This window comes from Pseudomonadota bacterium (genome assembly GCA_016711215.1).
Lineage (GTDB): Bacteria > Myxococcota_A > Polyangia.
The window spans coordinates 956,135-976,932 of sequence record JADJTL010000002.1; the positions used below are offsets into that span (position 1 = coordinate 956,135).

Consider the following 20,798-nt stretch of genomic DNA (forward strand, 5'->3'; position numbering starts at 1 on the left):
TGGCGCATAAAATGCATTAGCTGCGCGCTTCACGACGCGATGCGTCGTTGCACGGGTTGCATGATGGGGCATGATGGGGGTGCATGATGGGCGAAACCGACGCGACGGCGATCAACGCGACCTCGATCAGTGCGACCGCGATCAATGGAACCTCCGTCAACTGGGCCTCGATGAAGGGGGCCGCGGCAACTGACCTGCCCCTCCGCGCCGCTGCTGTCACGCCCGCCGTGATGCAGCCCGGGTGGCTGGCGTCGGCCCTGCGTCCGCGCGGCGGACTGGTCGTGGTGGTCAACCCCAACGCACGCGCTGTCGGCACGCGCGTGATTCGCCAATTGCAGGAGCTGACGGCGAACGACGCGCTGCTGATCTCCGAATCGCCTGAGCAGACGCCGCTGATTGCCCGACAGATCGTGCGTGGCGGTTACGATACCGTGCTCTGCGGAGGCGGCGACGGCACGTTCACGCGGCTCGTTACCGAGGTGCTGGCGCTGCGGCCGGCGCGTCGCCCGGCCTTTGGCCTGCTGCGGCTCGGCACGGGCAATGCGTTGGCGACCGCGCTTGGCGCGGCGCGGCCATCGGCGCGCGGTTTGGCGGCCGACCTTCGTTGCGCGCGCGACCGCTCGCGCCGGGTCACGCTGCCCTTGCTGCAGGTCGAGGGCCAGCTCGCCCCCTTCGCGGGGGTAGGCCTCGATGCCCTGATTCTCGAGGACTACGTCTCCTTCAAGCGCTCGATCGAGGACACCCCGCTGCAGCGGATCGGCAGCGGGCCCCTCGGCTATGGTCTGGCGATCGCCGGTCGGTCGCTTTGGCGTTACCTTCAGACGCCGCTGCCGAGCGTCGTCATTCGCAACACGGGCCTGGCGGCCTACCGTATCGATCGCGAGGGCAACCTCGTTGGCGCTCCCCTTGGGCGTGGTGAGGAACTCTACCGCGGTCCGGTCAGCCTGGCCGCAGCCTCGACCATTCCCTTCTATGGCTTCGGCCTGCGGCTCTTTCCGCAAGCGGACCAGCTACGCGATCGCTTTCAGCTGCGCATCGGCCATGTCGGAGCGGCCACCCTGCTGGCCAATGTTCCCGCGATCTTTCGCGGGTCGTTCGCGGACGAGCGCATCCTCGATTTCGCTTGCACCTCCGTTGCGGTGGAGTGTGAGGACCCGACTGCGTTGCAGATCGGCGGCGATCTGGTCGGTCGGCGCGAACGGGTGCAGATCGGCCTGCGGCAGGTCGAGGCCGTGGTTGGCAGCCGTGGCGACGAAGGCGGGAGCTGGGGTGCCGAGTCCGAGGTCTTGCGCGCGGGCGTCGCTGCCTCCTGGAGTCGGAGCGCCGCCACCGCCTGAGGAAACCCGCTGGCCCGAACGCCGCCGCGCGCGGGGCGTTGGTGCGCTGCCGTCGCGGCCAGCCGAGCCGAGGCGCGGCCAGCCGAGCCGGCGTTGCCCTCGGGCGCCGTTTGACACCCTGATCGCCGGTCCCTACCATCGCGCGCCATGCGCTATTGCCCGTCCTGCGGCAACGCTACCGGCGCCGTTGCCGCGCTCTGTGACCACTGCGGCGGCAGCTTGAAGCCGTCGTCCTCAGCCCCTCGTGGTCACGACGGCGTTCCAGCGGCCCCCGCGCCGATCGCTGCCGTCGCGGCGCCCGAGGTCGTGGACCTCGCGCCGCCCGCCGCGTTCGACGCTCCGGCCGCCAGCGACACCCTCCAGGGCTTCGTGCCCTCTGCCCGGCGGGCCGTCGCGCTTGATCAGACGGCCGCCCAGGCGCTGCCGCCGCCACCGCCACCGTCCGAGACGGCTCCTCCTTTGTCGCCGGCTGCGAGCGTCACCGACCATGCCGAGCCCGAAGCGCAGGCGGAGGGCGACCTGCCGGCGATCCCGCGTGGCGAGGTGCAGGGTTGGTGGTCCGTCGTGCGCTACGCTCTCGTGGTCAGCCTCGTGCGCGCGCGGCTGCGTGGCGTCCTGCGCCGCTTGGAGCAGGACGTCAGGAGCGCCGAGGGGCAGCTCGACGCGGCCTATGCTGAGCTGGGCCGGGCGGCCCGGTTCGGCGCGCGTGCGGTGCGCGGTGGCGAGAGCGCGCTCGACGCGCTGGAGCGCCTCGAAGGTCCGCGGGCTCAACTCGAGCAGCACTTCGCCAGCCTGCGCGCAGAGCGGCAGGCTGCCCGGCAGTGTTTCGCTGACGAGGCGCGCACCGCCGGTGACCGTCGCGACCGCGCGGAGGCGAGTGCCTCCGAGGTGCTGCAGACGCTCCAGGTGCGAAGAGGCGAGCGTGCCGCGCTGGCGTTGCGCCTCGGCGCTCAGCGCAAGTTACTGCGTCTGCTGGCGCGCGAGCGCGATGCCCTGCGGGTGCGTGCCGCGCGGGCTGACGCCGCCGAGGCCTCGCGAGACCTCGAGCGGGCCGCAGCCGAGAAGGCCGTCGCGCTCGGGGATGCCCTCCGCGTTCAGGTCGCGCTGAGCGCCGAGTTCCACCAACAGGCGCCGCCGCTGCGTGAGCTCGAGCAGGCGCTGAAGGATCAACGGCGCCGAGGGCGGCACGCCAGGCGCGCGCTGACGCTGGCGCGGCGCGCGCTGGCGACCACGCTGCGCGCCCTCGAGCGACGCGAGCAGGGCTGCCTGGCAAAGCAATGGCGCCTCGATGGCGAGCTGGCGCAGCAGCTCGCGGCGCTCGGTCGCCTCGTCGTGGCGGATGAGCGCTCGAGGGTCGAAGGGGAGCAGCGCTTTGCGGCGCAGCTCGCGCTGGCCGAGCGGCAGCGCGCCGTCTGGAGCCGCTTTCAGCACGAGCGCGCCCGGGTGCAGCACGGGCGGCGGGACTACGACCCGGTCGCCCTTTGGCGCGGGCTGGCGGCCATCGGTACGCTGGCCGTGCTGGCGCTCGCGGGCCTCCTTGCCCTCTTTGCCCTGAGCTAGTCAGCGGCGCGATCGAAGCGCCCGACCGGCCGGGACGTGACCCCACCACCGCTCGCCTGTTGTACGCAGCCGGCAGCGGCTACAATGAGCGGCACCGATGTCTGAGCGTTCCAGCAAGCCCAAGCCTCCCCCGCATGACGTGGTGCTCGTGCACGGCCGCACGGCCGATGGCCGCGGGGTGCGGGCATTGCGCTCGCGCCCGAATCGCCTCGAGCTGGCTGAGCTGCGCGTCGCCAAGGAGGGCCAGCCGCTCCATCCTGGCGGCGAGCTCGTGCAGCTCAAGCGCCGCGAGGAGAGCCCGCTGCTCTGGGACGTCGACGTGAAGTGGCGCGGCGAGGAGGCGGCCGCAGCCGCGGCGCCATCGAGCGGCCCCGAGGTCACAGGGCACGCGGGGCCCGCGCAGGTGGCCACCGACCGTTACCGAGAGAATTGGGAGGCCATCTTCGGCCTGGCTCCGGGCGGCCGCAGGCCGCCCGACGGCGGCTCGCTCAACTGAAGCGCCCGCTCGGCTGCTAGGGGAAGAGCGCCGGCCCGTCGCCGGCGGCCAACGGCAGCACCTCCCAGCGGTCGCGTCCCGCGTCCTTGGCGCGAAAGAGCGCGCGGTCCGCAGCGGCGATCAGGTCCGCGATCTTGCGTGGGTGGTCGGCGACCACGCTGCTGGCGCCACAGCTCAGGGTGACGTGGGGCGCGGCCGCCGAGCCGGGATGGTCGCAGCGCAGCGCCCGCACAGCGGTGCACAGTCGTTGGGCGACGAGCTCCGCACCGGCCAGCGGCGTGGAGGGCAGCACGACGGCGAACTCCTCCCCGCCGTAGCGCGCGACCACGTCTGTCGGGCGCAGGGCGGCGCGCCGCAGCGCGCCGGCGACCGCGCGCAGGCACTCGTCGCCGCGCTGATGGCCGTAGGCGTCGTTGTAGCGCTTGAAGAAGTCGATATCGGCGAGCACCAGGCCGAGCGGTGTCTTGCTGCGCGCCGAGCGCTGCCACTCGCGCTCGAGCACGCTGTCGAGGTGCGCGCGGTTGGCCAGCCCGGTCAGCCCGTCGGTGCTGGCCCGCGCCGTCAACCCACGATTGAGGTCCTCGAGCTGCCGCTTGGCCTCGACCAGCTCCTCATAGAGCCGGCTCTTCTCGATGATCGTGGCGACGAGGCGCGCGATGCGCACGAAGACCTCGACGTGGTCCTCGTCGTAGGCGTAGGGGCGCAGACAGGAGAAGAAGAGCAGCCCCGCCGGCTTGCCGGCGACCAGCAGCGGGCAGGTCAGGCTCGAACGCATGCCCTCGGCGACGATCTTCCGCGTCGCATCCGAGGTCGGGTGGACGCTCAGGTAGCCCTCGAGGTCGTTGATGATGCGCGGCTGGCTGCGCTCGAGCACCGCTTGGAGGCTGCCGCGGCTGAGCGAGAGCTCGTAGCCCGTATCGAGGTGCAGCTCGGCCGCCGTCGACCGCGCCCAGATCGAGCGCACGCGGCGCGCCCGCTCATCGACCAGGGCGAAGCCGATGCGATCATAGGGCACCAGGCTGCGGAAGCCGGCGTAGATGTGGTCCAAGACCTGGTGGACCGTCAGTCCGCGGTTGATCTGCTCGATCACCTCGAACAAACGCTCCTGCTGTTGCAGGCGCTGGTCGAGGATCTGGCCGAGCTCGACGAGCGTCAGGCCCAGGCGGCCGATCGCGTCGCGCGGCTCGATCGGCACGTAGACCTGGTAGTCGCCATGCACCATGCGGGCGGCGGCGAGGCGCAGGCGCTCGACGCGATCGTCGGCGGCGGCTTGCGTCGCATGCTCCCGCAGCAGTTGATCCGTGATACCAGGGTAGGGCGCGGTCTTGCTGCTCATCGCTCGCTCCCCGGCGGAGTGGACCGGCGGACGATCCTCCCGCTGAGAATTCCGGCACTCGAGGCTCGGGACGAGCGCGCATCATAACACTTCCCCGTCCAGGTGCGTCTTTCGGCGGCGCCGACGCTTGCGCAGGCCCCGCTCCGAGGTTAGATGTTCCTTCCGAGTTCCGAGGTGGCCGTGGCTCGCGAAGGCCCGCCCATGAGGTCGGACCCATTGGAGGTAGGCTCCTTGCAGTCGTCGGTCCTCGAGACGTCGGGCGTCATCGCCGCCGCGCAGCACCCCCCCGAGGCGTTCGCGCCCGCGCGCGCCGAGCGCGTGGTCTTCGTTGATCTGGCGCGCGCGATCACCGTGCTGATGATGGTGCAAGGGCACGCGCTGCATGTCTTCCTCGACCCAGCGTGGCAGCATAACGTCGTCTTCGACACCTGGCTCTACCTGCGCGGGCTGACCGCGCCGATGTTCCTGATGCTGGCGGGCGTGGCCTTCAGCATCGCCACGATGAAATACTGGCCGGACTACCTCGTGGCGGGGCCGCGCCTGCAGAAGCGCGTGCGGCGCTTCGGCTTCTTCCTCGTGCTCGGCTATGTCGTCCACCTGCCCGTGCGGCCCCTGAGCGCGATGGCGACGATGGGGCCGGAGGCCTGGGCGGCGTTTCTGCGCGCCGATGTCTTGCAGCTCATCGCCACCGTAATGCTGACCTTGCAGTTGCTGGTCTACCTGAGCAAGCGGCCGCAGCGCTTCGCCCTCGTCAGTCTGGCCCTGGCGCTGACCATCTTGACCTTGACCTCGACAGTGCGCGGCCTGCCCTGGAGCCAATGGGTCTGGCGGCCGATCGCGCCCTTCCTCGAGTCGTCCAGCGGTTCCTTCTTCCCCTGGTTCGGTTGGGCGATGTTCCCCTTCGTCGGCGCGGCCATCGGTGTGCTGCAGGTGCTGCACCCGCCCCGGGGTCTGCGCCACGGCGTGCTGCGACTGCTCGGCTTCGCGCTGGCGGCCACCCTCTTGGCGCGCCTGTGGCCGCTGATCGCCGGCAACGCCTTTCCTGCCGGACTGCCCGCCGAGGTCAAGCCGGAGTTTCTAATCAAGCGCCTGGGCTCGGCGCTGGCGCTCTTGGCCGGGTTCTACGCCCTGAGCCAGCGCGCCCGCCCGCTGCCGCGGCCCTTGCAAGCGCTGGCCGAGGAGTCGCTCGTTGTTTACGTCGTCCACCTCGCCCTCTTCTACGGCTCGATCTGGAATAAAGGCCTCGGGGGGTATCTCGGGCGGCTCGGGCTCGGTGCCACGCTCGGTTTAATCGTCGTCGCGCTGAGCAGCATGGCCACGCTCGCCTATGGCTGGAACAGCTTCAAGCGCCGTTATCCACGCGGCAAGCGCCTGGCACGCGTCGCGATCGGCATCGCCCTGGCGGCGCCGCTGCTGTGAGTATCGCCCGCGCACCCGTCTGGCTGCCGCAGCGTCTTGCGGTCGGCGGTCGGGACCTCGCCTGCGTCACCTGGTTGCCCCCCGCCTACGACCCGGCCCGTGCGTGGCCGCTGGTGCTATTTCTGCACGGCAAGGGCGAGCGTGGGGACGACGGCTGGGCCCCGACGACCGTCGGTCTGGGGCCAGCGCTCCGTCGTCACCCGGAGCGCTGGCCCGTCGTCGTGGTCTTCCCTCAGTGCCCGGTCGAGCGGCGTTGGGTGGAGCTGTCGGAGCTACTCGAGCTCGCCTGGGCCGCGGTCGCGGCCGAGCGCGCGATCGACGCGCGGCGCGTCTATTTGACGGGCATCTCGATGGGCGGCTTTGGCACCTGGCACCATGGTGCACGCTGCGCCGAGCGCTTGGCGGCCCTGCTGCCGATCTGCGGCGGTGGCGATCCGCAGGCCGCCGGCGCGCTGGCCACCCTGCCGATTTGGGCGCTCCATGGCGCGGCCGATCCGGTGATTCCGGTCGAGGCCTCGCGCGCGATGGTCGGCGCGGTGCGCGCGGCCGGCGGTCCGATCCACTACACCGAGTATGCCGACGCTGGCCACGACTGCTGGGATCGGGCCTACGAGGACGAGAGCGTCGTCGCCTGGTTGCTGGCGCAGCGCCGCGCCGCGCCGCCCGGCTGAGCCTCGCCCCACGGAAATCCACGATCGCCCCGTTCCAGTCCCTCGGTTTTTTGCGGCCGAGCGGCGCCACGGAGGCGCTTTTGCTGTACTTGCAACCACTCTTGACGCGTCGCGCCCTTGGCCCGTGGCGTGCTTTGTCGTCGATGCGAAGGGCCGCCGCCTCGATTCTCCCTTGTCTCAGCGGAGGGAGGGGGGATCGGCCCGCAAGGGCGCTGGCTGCCGCGCCGGCGATGGGCGCCGTCACGACCGCCAGCAGAATCAAGGAAGCGAGGGATCGATGCTTAGAAGGTCTTATCGGCGGCGCGGGTTGAGGCTCTTCGGTGCACCTGTTACTGCGGTCTGGCTGATCGCCGCCTGCGGCGTAGAAGCCCCGCCACCGCAGGAAGAAGGCGTGCTCGCGCTCGACCTGCAGTCGGGCGAGCAGCGGCGCTTCGACTCGCGGCAGATGGTGCCGGCCGGGTGGGGCATTTGCCCCGACGATCGCTGCGTCGTTCCGCCAGGCCTGCCCTGCGAAAAGCTGGGCCTGCGGCTCTGCATCGATCAACCGCAATGCAAGGCTCAGCTGGTCTGTGAGCTCGAGGCGGGCATCGAGCCGTGGACCGCCCCTGCGGCCCCTGATGGCGACCTCGCGGTGGCGCCGCCCTTGGAAAAGGACGCGGACGCTCCCGGGCTCGATTGCAAGATGAGCTGCGTCGCGCGCAGCCCGGTCTCCTGCGCGGGGGCCGAGGATCAGGCGACCTGCCTCGGCATTGCCAAGAAGCGCTGTGAATGGGTGCCCGTTGATCGTGATCGCTGCCGCTACTCCCCGTACTTGGACGCGGATCCGGCGCTGGGGCATCCACCGATGAATGCCTGCCCCATGCGCTGCCGCGAGGCCACGCCGCCGCCGCCAACGCCAGACGGGGCGTGCTTTGTCGGCGGTTGCTCCAATGAGCTCTGCACGGCAGAGCGCGGCGCGGTGAGCATCTGCATGTTTCCGCCCCCCAAGGGCTTGCCCCCCAAGGGCGCCGCCTGCGGTCGCCAGCCCGACGGCGACTGCGGCTGGATCCTTCCCCAATAGCCCTAGCGGCCCGGTAGGCTGACGCGTCAAGCGCTGCGCCTGCCGCCCCCCCCGCCGAGCCCACGAGAGGCCTCACTCCTCAGCCGGCGTCGGCGGGCAGCAGGAGGGTGCCGCCCTCGGTGCCCAGCCACACGCCCGTGCTCGTGCTCGGCACTGCATGCACCTTGGGGTCGGGCAGCGCCCGCTGCGCTGTCACCTTGCCGTCGCTACCGAGCCGAGCCGCGCCGCCCTGCGTGCCGATCCACAGCCCCCTCACCGCGCCATTGGCCTCGCGCTCTGCCGAGACGTGCAGCAGCCAGGCATCGGGCAGCGCGGCGATCGGAGCAAAGCGGCCGGCCGCGCGGTCGAAGACCTCCCAGCGCCCGCGCTTCGTCAGTCGCAACGCGCCGCGATCCTCGGCGGCCAGCCAGACGCTGCCGTCGTCGGCCAAGGTCACCGCCTGCAGCGCCAGCGCACCCCCCGGATTCCACTGCGCGCGCACGCGGCGAGCGCCCCAAGGAGCATGATGTCTGATCGGCCCCGCGCGCTTTGGGTCGTCTGCGAGGACGGTGTCGAGTATCTGGAGCGCTTTCGCCGCTTCTTGGCGGGCTTCGAGTTCGTCGGGGCCCTGGCGGCCGCTGCGCTCTGGCGCGTCCTCGACACGCACCAACCCCGTGGCCTCCTGCTCGACTTGGACTTCCGCCGGACACCGCGGGAGCTGCTGATCGACGAGCGCGGCCGGCCTGCGCCCAGCGCCATCGCCCTCCGGGCCGCGCGGCCGGGCGCTGCCATCGTCGCTGAACAGGGCCTGATGATCCTGCGCGCGCTACGCGCCAGGCACAGCCGGCTGCCGGTGGTGCTCTTCGCCGACCTCGCTGATCCCCAGCGCGGCGAGCGCCTGCTGCAGAGCCTCGGGCCCCTGCGCCTCGCCCCGAGCGACACCGGCCTCGACACGCTGCTGCGCTGGATGCAGGAGCTGGGCGCGGAGACCGGTCGCTAGTCGCCGCTAGCTGGCCGCTGGCCGTGGCTAGCCGCCGGCGCCGAGGTCGTAGCCGCGCTCGCCGTGCAGCGACTGGTCCATGCCCGTCATTTCGTCGCTGGGATTCATTCGCAGCCCGATCGTCTTCTGCACGAGCACCAGCAACAAGAGCGTGATCGTGACGGACACGGTGACGGAGACCAACACGCCCTTGGTCTGGTACCAGAGCTGGGTCGCGACCCCGTGGGCTGGCGCGGTGCGGAGGAAGAAGGTCAACCCGAGCGCGCCGGCGATGCCCGCGACCCCATGGATGCCGAAGACGTCCAGCGTGTCGTCGTAGCCCAGGCGGTTCTTGAGCTGAATCGCCAGATAGCAGAGCAGCGAGGCCACCAGCCCGAGCGCGATCGCCCCGAGGGGCCGTACATCGCCGGCGGCGGGCGTGATCGCCACCAGGCCGGCGAGGATGCCGGAGACGAGGCCGAGGGCCGTCGACTTGCGATGTACCACGGCCTCGATCAGGACCCACGCCAGGGCGCCCGCGGCGGCGGCGATCTGGGTCATCGTCAGGGCCTGCGCCGTGGCGAGCCCGCTGCTCACCTGCGAGCCCGCGTTGAAGCCGAACCAGCCGACCCAGAGCAGGCCGGCACCCATCATCGTCATCACCAGGTTGTTGGGGTGCATCGCGACGCGCGGATGACCCTGGCGCGCGCCGAGGAAGATCGCCGAGACCAAGCCGGCGACCCCGGCCGAGATGTGAATCACGGTGCCGCCCGCCAGGTCGATCGCCTCACCGGTGAGGAAGCCGCCGCCCCAGACGATGTGCGCGAGCGGACAGTAGATCAGCAGGCTCCAGAGCGTAATGAAGAGAATGTAGCCGCTGAGCTTGACGCGCTCCGCGAACGCGCCCGCGATCAACGCCGGGGTGATGATCGCGAACTTGCCCTGAAACATCGCAAAGACGTACTCGGGGATGCGGCGCGTACCCTTGAGGATCGGCACCCAGGTCTCATCGATGCCGCTGAGCAGCACCTTGGCCGGGTCCCAGCCGATCCAGCCGCCGTGGCTCGTGCCAAAGGAGAGCGCGTAGCCGCAGACCGGCCACAGCACGCCGATCACGGCCATCGCCACGAAGCTGTGCATCATCGTCCCGAGCACGTTCTTGGCGCGAACCAGGCCGCCGTAGAACATCGCCAGGCCCGGCACCATCAGCAGCACCAGCGCGGTCGCCGTCAGCATCCACGCCGTGGCGCCGCTGTCCTCCGGCAGGCTCATCACATCTGGTCCCGACGCCAGCGCGGAGGGCAGCAGCGCCAGCCAGCTCAGCGTCCCCGCGGCGACTGCCGCCAGCCCTGCACCGCTTCGCAGCGGGCGCGCCCGTCGGCCGCCCGAGGATAGGTCCCTTTGCATCGCCTTCAGCTCCTTCGTTCGAGTATCCGAGTTTCCGCCTGCGGCCGCGCGCCTCGGGGCGCGCCGCGTCGAACGCGACGGTTGTTATCACCAACGGCCGTCGGCCGGAAGGGGCGCGACGGGCTCCGCTTGGGACCCCGGTCGTCGGTCTCAGTCTCGGGTAGCAGCGCAGTGCGAGGGTGGCGCGGGCGCTCAGGCGCCGCGCGGCAGCCGTACCTGCTGTAGGGCGAGCGCGAGCTCGCTGCAGCTGGCGAAGCGCTGGCGCGCATCCTTGTCCAGCAGGCGCAGCACGACGCTGTCGAGCTCGGGCGGCACCTCGGGGCGATGGGTGACGAGCGACGCTGCCTGCTCGTTCAGCTTCTTCATGATCAACGGCATCATCTCTTCATGATCGAAGGGCAGCACGCCCGCGATCATCTGGTACGCCACGACGCCGACGCTGTAGAGGTCCGCCGCCGCCGTCACCGTGCTGAAGCCGGTGATCTGCTCAGGCGCCATGTAGCGTGGCGTGCCCGCGATCATCCCGGTGCGCGTCAGGTTGTTGGTGTCGGCCGCCTTGGCGATACCGAAGTCCATCACCTTGAGGACGTCGTCCTGCGTGACGAAGAGATTCTGCGGCTTGATGTCACGATGGATCACCCCGGCCTCATGGGCTGCCTGCAGTCCGCGACAGAGCTGCAGCAGCAGGCCGATCGCGCGTTCCAGCGGCAGCGGCCCGCCGAGCAGCTCATCGAGCCCGCTACCGACCAGCAGCTCCATGCTGAGGTAGCGATGCCCCTGATAGAGACCGATGTCGTAGAGCCGCACGATGTTCGGATGGGCGAGCTGGCGGTTGAGCTTCAGCTCCTGCTTGAAGCGCGCCAGGCTCTGGGCCTGCATCGCCGCGTCGAACTGCTCACCGAGAAAGACCTTGAGCGCCAGCGACTCCTCGAGCTCGAGGTCGAAGGCCTTGAAGACCACCGCCATGCCGCCCTGGCCGAGGCGGCTGTCGAGGCGATAGCGTCCCGCGACGATGGCGCCAAGCGCCAGGGGTGCGCCGGCGACCGCGCCGAGGTCGCGCGTCGCCGCGTCGCCGTGGCCTGCCTGCGAGGGGGCGCTGCCGTGCGCTGCCGCGGGCGCCGCCGCCGCTGGTGCGGGCGCCGCCGCCGCCCTCTGGGACGCCGTCGCCAGTGCCTGGGCGCCGACCCCGAGCCGGGTGCCCGCCGTCCCGACCATCGGTCCACCGGGCAGATCGGGCAGCGCCGGCAGGCCCGGGAGGATCTCGTCGTCGGCCCCGCGACCGCGGCCACTGAGAAAGGCGCTGTCCTGCTCGCCGATATGACGCAGCAGCGCCGACGGGCGACGCGTCGATTGCTCGACCTGCTGCAAGCGCGCCACCGTCTCGGCGTCCCCCGGGAAGCGATCGAGCAGGCGGCGAAGGGCCTCCTTGGCGCTATCAGGGGCGTCGTGGAGCAGATAGAGCTCCGCGAGCTGCAGGAAGGCAGCGCGCTCTTTCTCGTCCTCGGGACCCTGGCGCACGAAGTCGCTGAGGAAGTACTCGAGCTGGAAGTTGAGCAGCTTGAGCTGGGTCGCGACCTGCACGGCCAGGCGCGCGGCCTGGCGATAGCGGGCATCGCCGCGCGGCACGCGCACGAGGTTCTCCATCCCCTTGCCCGTGTCACCCGCCTCCAGGTAGCAGAACGCCGCCTCGTAGGGCAGATTGCCCTCCACATAGAGCTGGGCTGCGGCCGCCGGCTTGCCGAGCTCACGCATCAGCCGGCCCGCGTCCGCGTATTGCTTGAGCGCCACATAGACCTGCGCCGCGAGCTCGCGCTGCCCGCCGCGCTCGAGCTGGAGCGCCTTGTCGCGGTTGACCGCCTCGCCGCCGACGGCGTTGACCGTCTGTGGCGCGCGACCGCCGCGCCGGGCGCCGTGCTGGCGTAGCTTCTGCGCGCCCAGCAGGTCACCCATCCGCTCGAGCACCTCCGCCGCCCGCACCGGGTCCCCGAGGCTGACGAAGAGCTGCACCGCCAAGGGGGCCGCCGCCGTCTTCGCCAGGTAGCTCGCCGCGAGCCGCGCGAGCTTGCGCCGCGGCTCGTCGAGGTCACCGACCTGGTCCGCAGGCACCCCCAGGTGCTGCAGGAGCGTGTGCCCCGCGTCCTCATAGCGCGCGTACTGGGCCAGCAACGCGGCCGCCTCGGCCGGCGTCCCCGCCGCGAGGTGCTGCTGCACCGCCCGATCGACCTCTTGCTTGCCGCTGCGCTCGCGGCCGCCAGCGCCGCCCCGCGATTGACCGCGATCCCGCTCCAATTTCAATCCTCCGGGCTGAAGCCGCCGCAGACGTTGCGCACCTGATCAGGGTAGTGCGCCACGGAGGCCCCCTCATCGAGCGTGATCAGCCCGTCGCGGACGTACTGGATGATGCAGTTATCCAGCGAGCACATGCTCGTCGTCTCGTAGTTGACCGACTGCAGGTAGCCCTCGATCTGGTGGATCTTGTTCTCGCGGATCATGTTGGCCACGGCCCAGCTCTGCAGCAGGACCTCCAGCACCGCGATCTGCCCCTCACCATTGGCGCGCCGGCAGAGCTGCTGCGAGAGCACGCCGCGCAGCAGCATCGCCAGCACGCCGCGCATCTGTTCGCGCGACTCCTCGGGCAAGGCGTTGATCACGCGGTTGACGGACTTGGCGGCGCCGCTGGTGTGCAGCGTGCCGATCACCAGGACGCCCGTCTCGGCCGCGTTGAGCGCCAACGAGATCGTCTCCTCGTCGCGCAGCTCACCGACGACCAACACGTCGGGGGCCTCGCGCAGCGCCGAGCGCATCGCGCTGCCGAAGCTGCGCGTATGCAGGCCGACCTCGCGCTGCGTGACGACGCTCTTGAGCGGTGCGTGGATGAACTCGATCGGATCCTCGATCGTGATGATATGCCGTTGGGTCGAGGCGTTGATCTCGCTCACCAGCGCGGCCAGCGTGGTCGTCTTGCCGCAGCCCGTCGGCCCGGTCACCAGCACCAGGCCGTTGGCCTGGTTGATCAGGGCGCGCAGCGTGCGCGGCAGGTCGAGCGACTGCAGCGTCGGCACGTGCGGCGGGATCACGCGGAAGACGCCGCCCATCCCGTCGCGTTGGTGAAAGACGTTGGCGCGAAAGCGCCCCACGCCCTCGAGCTCGTACATGAAGTCGATCTCGCGCGCCTTGGCGAAGAGCTCGCGTTGGCCGTCGGTCATGATCTCCACCATGAAGCGACGGGCCTGGGTCTCGGTCAGGCTGCGAAAGGGCAGGGTGATCATCTCGCCGTTGTGGCGGATCAACGGCGGCTTGCCCGCGTGGAAGTGCAGGTCGCTCGCCTTCTGGTCGACCACCAGCTCCAGAAATGAATCGATCCGCGCCATCGTTACTCGCTGCTTCCTCGTCGCCTCAGCGTGAGGCAGGGTTCGGCCGGCGCGCCGAGCTCGGTCCGGCCAGCGGCAGGGCCGCAGCCGCAGCCGCAGCCGCAGCCGGCCGCGGCTGCTCAGCAGCCGGCGCCGGAGGTACCGCCGGCGCCTCACCGGCGCCTCGCGCCTCGTCGAACGCCTTCTTGTCGATCGCCTTCATCTGCGCATCTTCCAGGCCGATCACCCCGGCGCGGTAGAGGCGCATCAGCTCCGAATCCATCAGCTGCATGCCCTGCTCGCTGGCGGTCGCGACGACAGAAGCGATTTGATAGGCCTTGCCCTTGCGAATCAGGTTGGCCACCGCGTCGTTGTTGAGCAGCACCTCGCAGGCGAGGATCCGCCCCGGATCGTCGATGCGCTTGATCAGGTACTGGCAGACCACCGCGCGCAGGCTCTCGGCGAGGGTGAAGCGCATCTGATCCTGGGTCCGGGGCGGGAAGGCGCTGATCAGGCGGTCGATCGCCGTGTCGGCCGACGCCGTATGAACCGTGCCGAAGACCAGGTGCCCCGTGTCCGCCGCGGTCAAGGCGAAGTTGATCGTCTCGAGATCACGCATCTCGCCCACGAGGATGACGTCGGGATCCTGCCGCAAGGTCGAGCGCAGCGCGGTGTTGAAGGTCGCCGTATGCGTGCCCAGCTCGCGCTGGTTGATCAGGCTCTCCTTCGACGCGTGCACGAACTCGATCGGGTCCTCGAGGCAGATCACGTGCCGATGCGAGGTGCGGTTGATGTGGTCGATCAACGCCGCCAACGTCGTCGACTTGCCCGATCCCGTCGGTCCGCCGACCAGCACCAGCCCGTCGCGCAGATCGCCGAGCTTGGCGACCACCGGCGGCAGGCCCAGCTTCTCCAGCGCGGGCAGCTCGCCCTTGATCGTGCGGAAGACGGCGCCGAGGCCGTTGCGCTGCTGAAAGACGTTGACCCGGAAGCGCAGCTCGGCCGACTTGACCTCGTGGGAGAAGTCGACGTCGCGCAGCTCCTTCAGCTCCTCGACCTGCGCCAGCGTCAGGTGCGGCGTGAGCAGCGCGGCGACCTCTTTGGCGCTGAATAGCGTCTCCGCCAGGGGCGTGACGCGCCCCATCTTCTTGACGCAGGGCGGACGTTCCGCGCAGAGGATCAGGTCGTCGGCGCCGGCCCGCTCCATCCCGATCAGCATCCGATCGAGGAGCGAGGTCGCCTGCTGCAGCGCGGCAGTGTCCTCGCCGCCGAGCGCGATGTTCCAGTGCAGCAGCACCTCCTTGGCCTTGCGGGCCACGGCGATCTCGGGGTCGTTGAGCAGCGGCTGCACCTGCGCCGCGGTCTCGATTGCCTGCAGCTCGTCGAGGGTCCTGAGCGCGGCGACGCGCACGTCGACGTCCGCCGACGCCAGCAGCTCGGCAATTTGGGGCGAGGCGGTGCGCGCGCCCAGGTCGACGAGCGCCTGCAAACAGACGAGCTGGACCTCCTGGTCGCGGCGCATCAGGTCGACGACGTAGGGCACGGCGCGCTGGTCGCCGAGGTTGCCGATCGTCTCGATCGCCCGCTCGCGGGTCCACCAGTCGTCGTCCTCGCGTGCGGTCGCGACGAGCGCGCCGAGCGCGCGGGCGTCCTTGAGCTGCGCCAAGATGTCGACCGCGAAGCGGCGCAGCGTCTTGTGGCGGTGCTTGAGGTAGCGGCCCATGAAGGGTGTGAGCTGCGTGCCCGCCATCGCGACGATCGAGTCCTTGACCCGTTCGCGCACCCACCAGTCCTCATCGCAGAGGTAGTCGAGCAGCCGTGGCCAGAGCTCGGCGTTCGGGTCGGGCACCGAGCGCGCGATCTCGACGGCCATCCGCCGCACCTGGACCTTGTTGCTGCGCAGCAGCCAGATGATCACGCGCGGCACGTCGAGCTTGCCGGCGCGGCCGAGCTTGGAAAGGATCTCGCCGGCGCGGGTGCGCACGGGGGCGCTGTTATGAGCCAGGGCCTCGACCAGCGGCGGCAGGATCTCGTTGCTGGCGATCGCCTCCAGCGCGTTGAGCACCTCCAGGCGCACGGCACCGGGCCCCGAATAGAGCTTGCGGCTGAGCGCCGAGATCGCCGAGGGCGTCGAGAACTGGCGCAGACCCCGCACGGCCGCGCGCACCAACTCGACGTTGGCCGCGGAGAGGAAGGGCGCGAGGTGCTCGAAGTACTCCTGCTCCTCGCAGAGACCCGAGTAGGCCTCGATCGCCTGCGCCACCACCCGGGCGTCCTCGTCGGCGAGGGCCGGCCGGATCGCGCGCAGCGCCTCGGCGGCGTGGCCCTCCATCTGCGCGCGATCCCCGAGGTGACGCAGCGCCCGCGCGCGTTCGAGCGAGCTGCCGTGCGTGACGACCGCCTGCAGCAGCGCCAGGCCGCGGGGACCCCCGCAGCGGCCGGCGATGTCAGCCGCCTCGGCGCGCCCCGGGAAGCTCTTGGCGCTCGCGAGCCCCTCGATCTCCGTGAGCGCGGCGGGCGTGGCGAGCTGCTGCAAGACGGCGCTGGCCGCCTTGCGCAGCTCGCCCTCCGGCGACTTGAGCAGATCGACCAGCTCGCCGTGGTCGGCGGGGCTGTTGTTGGCTGCAATCAGCGGTAGGATCGCGGCGCGCGCCTGGGGGTCGGCGCGCTTGATCGCGCGCACCAGCGGCACAAATAACGCTGGCGCGCGGGCCGCGTCGGCGAGCTGCTTGAACGCCGCGCAGCGCAGGCGATGGGCGCGCAGGTCGCTGGCCAGGCGTTGATGACAAATCAGCTCGAGCAGCTCGCTGATCTCATGGGCCGTCACCGCCTCCGGCGGGACCCCAGCGAGGAAGAGCTCGAGTTCCTTGGAATTGACCCAAGGGGCCGCCTTGACCTGCTTGAGCAGCTCCTTGCCGTTCATCGGCGGGATCCTCGCCTCTTGCTTCAGCGTGGCTGATGGTGAGCCCGTAACGGTCGCTTCTTTCGGCCGCTGCCGTCAAGAAAGATGGGCCGATGGCGCGCCTCCGCGGCTGCGGGGCGGCGGTAGTCTCGCGCGCTGAACTGTGGCAGAAGCGGTCTCCTGGAGGCTCAGAGACATGCAACGAGGGTGGTTGTTCGAGCGGCGCTGGCCTCGGTCGGCGGCGCCGCAGTGGTGGGTCGGGGCGCTGACAGGGCTGCTGCTGATCGGCTGTGGCGCCGACGAGCGGCGCTGCAAGGGGCCTGCAGACTGCGCGCTGCCGGAGACCTGCGGCAGCGACCGCCGGTGCGCGCTGCCCGAGCCGGTGGCGCTCGGTGTGAGCTGTGGCCACCCGACGCACTGCTTGAGTGGCAGCTGTATCGATTGGGGCGAGGGCGCCGTCTGCGCGCAGCCCTGCGACGAGGCCGGCGCTTGCGCCGCCAATGACGTCTGCGTGCCCCGGCCCGGCCGAGCGCCGAGCGAGGCGGCGGCGACGCTGCGGCTGCGTTGTCTGCCGCCGCCGAGCGCCGCCGAGCGCTTCCTTACTGAAGCCTGCGCCGACGACAGCGCGTGTCGCAGCGGCCTATGCCAGGCGGGAAGCTGCAGCCAACCCTGCGGGAGCTGTCCCGCCCTGACCGCCTGCGACGGCGCCGAGCTGCAGCGCGAGGGGTTGCTGCTGAACCACGCGCTTTGCCTGCCAGAGCCGGCCCTGCGCGTCCTCGAGCTCGGACCGCTGGTGACGCCGGTCACCGGTGCGCCACCGCTGCGCTTCGAGGTCGGAGCCGACGCGGTGTCGCTGATCATCTTCGCCGAGGACAGCGACGGCCTGCGCGTCGCCCTGCGGCGGCTGGTCGCGCCCGACGGCACGGTGCTGGTGGATAGCGACGACCCGAGCGCGGCCCCGCTGCGGGCCTCGGCCTACATCGGTACCGCGACCCTGCTCCTGCCGGGCAGCGACGACCCGCGCGCGGCGCTGCAGGTGGGGAGCTACGAGCTCACCGTCGGCACCTACGAGCCGGCCCGTTTCGATGCGCTCGTGCCGGTCGAGGGCGCGCTGGAGCGGATCGCCGTCGTGACCCGGCGGCGCGCCGGCGGCGGCCTGCTCGACCTCAATCTGCACGTGACCCCAGGCACGGGCCTGACCGCCGCGACCGCGCCGGAGAGCGACTACGCCCAGGGCGTGCTGGCGCGCGTCGACAGCCTCTTTCGCCAGCGCTTCGGCGTGGCGCTGGGGGAGGTGCGCTGGGCCGACCTGCCGGCCAGCGCCGACGCGGTGCCTGACGGCAACCAGGCGCGGGCGCTCGTCAGCAGCGCTGCCGTCGATAGCGGCAGCCACGGCAGCGCGGCCAACGTCTTCTTCGTCAAGACGCTGGGTTTCGCGGCCGGCTTTGCCGGGGTCGTGCCCGGCGTTCCGGGGCTGCTAAAGCGTCCGGCGAGCGGGGTGGTCCTCGCGCGCTCCGCGGACGTCCAGACCATGGGCGCGCTGATGGCCCACGAGCTGGGCCACTTCCTCGGCCTTTGGCATACGAGTGACCCCGAGGGCAGCGGCGCGAACGATCCGATCAGCGACACGCCGGCTTGCGCGGCGGGCAGCGCCACGGCGAGCTGCCCCGATCGCAGCAATCTGATGTTTCCGTCCTTCGTCGTGCGCGGCGCCCTCGCCATCTCCAGCGGTCAGGCCGCGGTGCTACGCAGCAGCCCCTGGCTCTACGAGCTGGCTTATCCCGACGTCTGTGGCAGCGGGCTCCCAGCGGTCGATATCACCGGGCAGGGCTTCGCCAGCGGCAGCAGCGCGGAGGGAGGCGCGGGGCTGCTCGCGGGGGTCTGCGGCGGCGCGCAGCAGCCGGAGCGCGTGCATCTCCTGCGCCTGCCGGCACAGGTCGGGGCGCTCGAGATCGAGGTGCTGGCCCAGGGCTTTGCCCCCGTGGTCTACGTGCGACGCGACCCCTGCGCCGACGCGAGCCAGGAGCTGGCCTGCGCCGTCGGCCTGGCCGACCAGGCGCTGAAGCTGTCGCTGCCGCTCGCCGCCGCCGGGACGTACTATCTGGTGGTCGATGGCGTTGCGGGGGGCGGGCGCTACGCGCTGTCGGTGCAGACGCAGCCGCTGGCGCCTCCCAGCTGAGGACGGAGCGCGTCGCGGGCGCTTCGGTCTACAGTCGGTCTACAGTCGGTCTACAGTCGGTCTACAGTCGGTCTACAGTCGGTCTGCAGTTGATCTACAGTTGATCTGCAGGGGCTTGGCCTCGCCGGCGAGCGTCCTGTAGACTGGCACGAAGGGGCCGGTTGGGGCGCGGGGTGGCGCGAGCACAACGGCAACGAGACCGCGGCAAAGGTGAAGTCAGGTGCAGGTCTCCGGCAATCTCCGCGTCTGGATCGAGTACGAGCGGCAGCTCGTCGAGCTGCCCCAGGGCGAGAGCACCGCCGGGCGCGGGATCGACTGTCGCGTCCGCTTCAACGATCCGACCGTGTCGCGAGCCCACCTGCGCCTGGTCGTCGAGCGCGATCGCGCGCTGGCCGAGGACCTCGGCAGCAGCAACGGCACCTGGATCAACGACCAGCCGCTGCTACGCAGTCAGCGTCAGCTCGCCGACGGCGATACCGTTCGGATCGGTCAGCGCCGCATGCGCGTGCGGATCGGCGCGGCCGAGGAGGCAGAAGGCGACGAGGACACGCTGACCGCCGCGGATGCGACAGCGGTGGCGTTGGGCGCCGGCCGCCCGTCGGCCTCCGACGATCTGTGGTGGGCCGATCTCAAGCCGGGCACCGTGCGGCGCGAGACGCCGACGCCGCCGAATGCCCTGCCCGTGGTTCAGTTCGACGAGCCGGTGTCGATCGACGAGTATCGGATCGTCACGGTGCGCCTGCAGCACTGTCCGCGCTGCCGCACCCCGGTCTCGTTCAGTGACACGGTCTGTCCGACCTGCAGCCATCGCTGGCCGCGCGAGCATCCCAACGCGCCGACGCAGCCCTTGCAGGCCGTCGACGAAGACCGGCGTCAGCAGCAGCGCTGGCGGGTCGATCTGCCCGTGCTCTATGCGAGCAGCGAGCTGACCTTTCATGGTGCCGTCAGAGACGTGAGCCGCGGGGGCATCTACATCGTCTCCGATCTCCTCGACCCCGAGGGCACGCCCTGCAAGGTCGACCTGCTGCCGGAGGGGCAGTCGGTGATGCCCTTCAACGGGCTGGTGCGGCATGTGGTTTCGGACGCCGCCGGTCAAGGTGGTCGCCCGCCCGGGATGGGCGTGCGCTTCACCTCGATGAGCGAGGCCTCGGCGCGCTGGCTCAACGACTTCCTCAGCCTGCTCGAGGCCACCACCTAAGAGCTAACAGCCTGCTGGGCCCGCCGCTGGCCCCGCCGCTGCGGGCCAGCGGGCTCCCGTGCTATAGCGCGGCCCTTCCCCCAAAAAGGAGCTGCCCGATGCGTCATGTCCTCTGCCTTTCGCTGCTGATCGGCCTCACGCTCAGCGGCGTCGCCCGTGCCGCCATCGTCGGTCAGCCGGTCGACTACCGCGCCGGTGAAACGACGCTCAAGGGCTTCCTCGCCTTCGACGACCAGCGCAGCGGGCAGCGCCCGGGCGTGCTCGTCGTCCACGAGTGGTGGGGCCATAACGACTACGCTCGCGAGCGCGCGCGTCAGCTCGCCCGCCTCGGCTACGTGGCGCTGGCGATCGACATGTACGGCGAGGGCAAGCAGGCCGCGCATCCAGCGGAGGCGGGAAAGTTCTCGGCCGCGCTGATGGCCAAGCTGCCGCTCGCCGAAGAGCGCTTCCAGGCCGCCTATGCGCTGCTGGTGCAGCACCCCCGGGTCGACGGCACGCGCATCGCCGCGATCGGCTACTGCTTCGGTGGCGGCGTCGTGCTGCACATGGCACGCACGGGCCTCGAGCTGCGGGGTGTGGCGAGCTTTCATGGCAGCCTCGGCGCGCTGCGCGCCGCCGAGCCCGGCAAGGTTAAGGCCAAGGTGCTGGTCTGCACCGGCGCCGACGATCCCTTCGTCGGCGCCGACGAGGTCGCCAAGTTCGAGCAGGAGATGAAGGCCGCGCGGGTCGACTACAAGCTGATCCGCTACCGCGGCGCCAAGCACAGCTTCACCAACCCGGCCGCCGACGCGCTCGGCAAGCAGTTCAACCTGCCCCTGGTCTACAACGCCAAGGCCGACAAGGCCTCCTGGGCCGCGCTCAAGCACTTCCTGCGCCGCGTCTTCAGGTAGCGTTGCGGGTGCGCGCGCCGCGTGCGCGTCGCGTG

General features: G+C 70.8%; 16 protein-coding genes. 10 read left to right on the top strand and 6 right to left on the bottom strand.

Going from position 1 to position 20,798, the window contains the following annotated elements:
• The first annotated feature begins 83 nt into the window (after positions 1-83).
• The 3 genes from IPL40_08875 to IPL40_08885 all read left to right on the top strand — a co-directional run bounded on the left by IPL40_08875 (position 84) and on the right by IPL40_08885 (position 3,393).
• Positions 84-1,337: a hypothetical protein gene (locus tag IPL40_08875; protein ID MBK8481273.1), complete on the top strand. Its 1,254-nt coding sequence runs from the start codon at positions 84-86 to the stop codon at positions 1,335-1,337.
• A 147-nt stretch (positions 1,338-1,484) separates the two neighbouring features.
• Positions 1,485-2,897, top strand: a complete 1,413-nt coding sequence (locus IPL40_08880) for a hypothetical protein (protein ID MBK8481274.1) — start codon at positions 1,485-1,487, stop codon at positions 2,895-2,897.
• 97 nt (positions 2,898-2,994) lie between these two features.
• Positions 2,995-3,393, top strand: coding sequence for a hypothetical protein (locus tag IPL40_08885; GenBank protein MBK8481275.1), 399 nt, complete (start codon positions 2,995-2,997; stop codon positions 3,391-3,393).
• A 16-nt stretch (positions 3,394-3,409) separates the two neighbouring features.
• Here IPL40_08885 and IPL40_08890 read toward each other — a convergent pair whose 3' ends face one another.
• Positions 3,410-4,729 (bottom strand): diguanylate cyclase, encoded by a 1,320-nt coding sequence (locus tag IPL40_08890; GenBank protein MBK8481276.1) that lies wholly within the window; start codon positions 4,727-4,729, stop codon positions 3,410-3,412.
• Positions 4,730-4,960: 231 nt separating this feature from the next.
• On the opposite strand from IPL40_08890, the gene IPL40_08895 reads away from it, so the two are divergent.
• From IPL40_08895 to IPL40_08905, 3 genes are all read left to right on the top strand, one after another.
• Complete coding sequence (locus IPL40_08895) at positions 4,961-6,148, top strand: DUF1624 domain-containing protein (protein ID MBK8481277.1); 1,188 nt, start codon at positions 4,961-4,963, stop codon at positions 6,146-6,148.
• Positions 6,145-6,819 (top strand): dienelactone hydrolase family protein, encoded by a 675-nt coding sequence (locus IPL40_08900; GenBank protein ID MBK8481278.1) that lies wholly within the window; start codon positions 6,145-6,147, stop codon positions 6,817-6,819. The genes IPL40_08895 and IPL40_08900 overlap by 4 nt, the downstream gene beginning before the upstream one ends.
• A 277-nt stretch (positions 6,820-7,096) precedes the next feature.
• Positions 7,097-7,879, top strand: a complete 783-nt coding sequence (locus tag IPL40_08905; GenBank protein ID MBK8481279.1) for a hypothetical protein — start codon at positions 7,097-7,099, stop codon at positions 7,877-7,879.
• Between the two features lie 79 nt (positions 7,880-7,958).
• On the opposite strand, the gene IPL40_08910 is transcribed toward IPL40_08905, so the two are convergent.
• Positions 7,959-8,360 carry a hypothetical protein gene (locus IPL40_08910; protein ID MBK8481280.1) on the bottom strand — a complete coding sequence of 134 codons (402 nt, stop codon included), beginning with the start codon at positions 8,358-8,360 and terminating at the stop codon, positions 7,959-7,961.
• A 24-nt stretch (positions 8,361-8,384) separates the two neighbouring features.
• Between IPL40_08910 and IPL40_08915 the strand changes: the two genes are divergently transcribed.
• On the top strand, positions 8,385-8,858 hold the full coding sequence (locus tag IPL40_08915; GenBank protein MBK8481281.1) for a hypothetical protein: 474 nt from the start codon (positions 8,385-8,387) through the stop codon (positions 8,856-8,858).
• Between the two features lie 27 nt (positions 8,859-8,885).
• Here IPL40_08915 and IPL40_08920 read toward each other — a convergent pair whose 3' ends face one another.
• From IPL40_08920 to IPL40_08935, 4 genes are all read right to left on the bottom strand, one after another.
• Complete coding sequence (locus IPL40_08920; protein ID MBK8481282.1) at positions 8,886-10,244, bottom strand: ammonium transporter; 1,359 nt, start codon at positions 10,242-10,244, stop codon at positions 8,886-8,888.
• Between the two features lie 192 nt (positions 10,245-10,436).
• Positions 10,437-12,533, bottom strand: coding sequence for a serine/threonine protein kinase (locus IPL40_08925; protein MBK8481283.1), 2,097 nt, complete (start codon positions 12,531-12,533; stop codon positions 10,437-10,439).
• Positions 12,534-12,535: 2 nt separating this feature from the next.
• Positions 12,536-13,615, bottom strand: a complete 1,080-nt coding sequence (locus IPL40_08930; protein ID MBK8481284.1) for a PilT/PilU family type 4a pilus ATPase — start codon at positions 13,613-13,615, stop codon at positions 12,536-12,538.
• Positions 13,616-13,640: 25 nt separating this feature from the next.
• A complete protein-coding gene (locus tag IPL40_08935) occupies positions 13,641-16,517 on the bottom strand; it encodes a PilT/PilU family type 4a pilus ATPase (GenBank protein MBK8481285.1) in 2,877 nt (958 codons plus the stop codon).
• 175 nt (positions 16,518-16,692) lie between these two features.
• On the opposite strand from IPL40_08935, the gene IPL40_08940 reads away from it, so the two are divergent.
• From IPL40_08940 to IPL40_08950, 3 genes are all read left to right on the top strand, one after another.
• Entirely contained in the window at positions 16,693-18,675 is a 1,983-nt protein-coding gene (locus IPL40_08940; protein MBK8481286.1) for a hypothetical protein, read from the top strand.
• 220 nt (positions 18,676-18,895) lie between these two features.
• Positions 18,896-19,873 carry an FHA domain-containing protein gene (locus IPL40_08945; GenBank protein MBK8481287.1) on the top strand — a complete coding sequence of 326 codons (978 nt, stop codon included), beginning with the start codon at positions 18,896-18,898 and terminating at the stop codon, positions 19,871-19,873.
• A 98-nt stretch (positions 19,874-19,971) separates the two neighbouring features.
• Positions 19,972-20,763 carry a dienelactone hydrolase family protein gene (locus IPL40_08950; GenBank protein ID MBK8481288.1) on the top strand — a complete coding sequence of 264 codons (792 nt, stop codon included), beginning with the start codon at positions 19,972-19,974 and terminating at the stop codon, positions 20,761-20,763.
• The last annotated feature ends 35 nt before the right edge of the window (positions 20,764-20,798 follow it).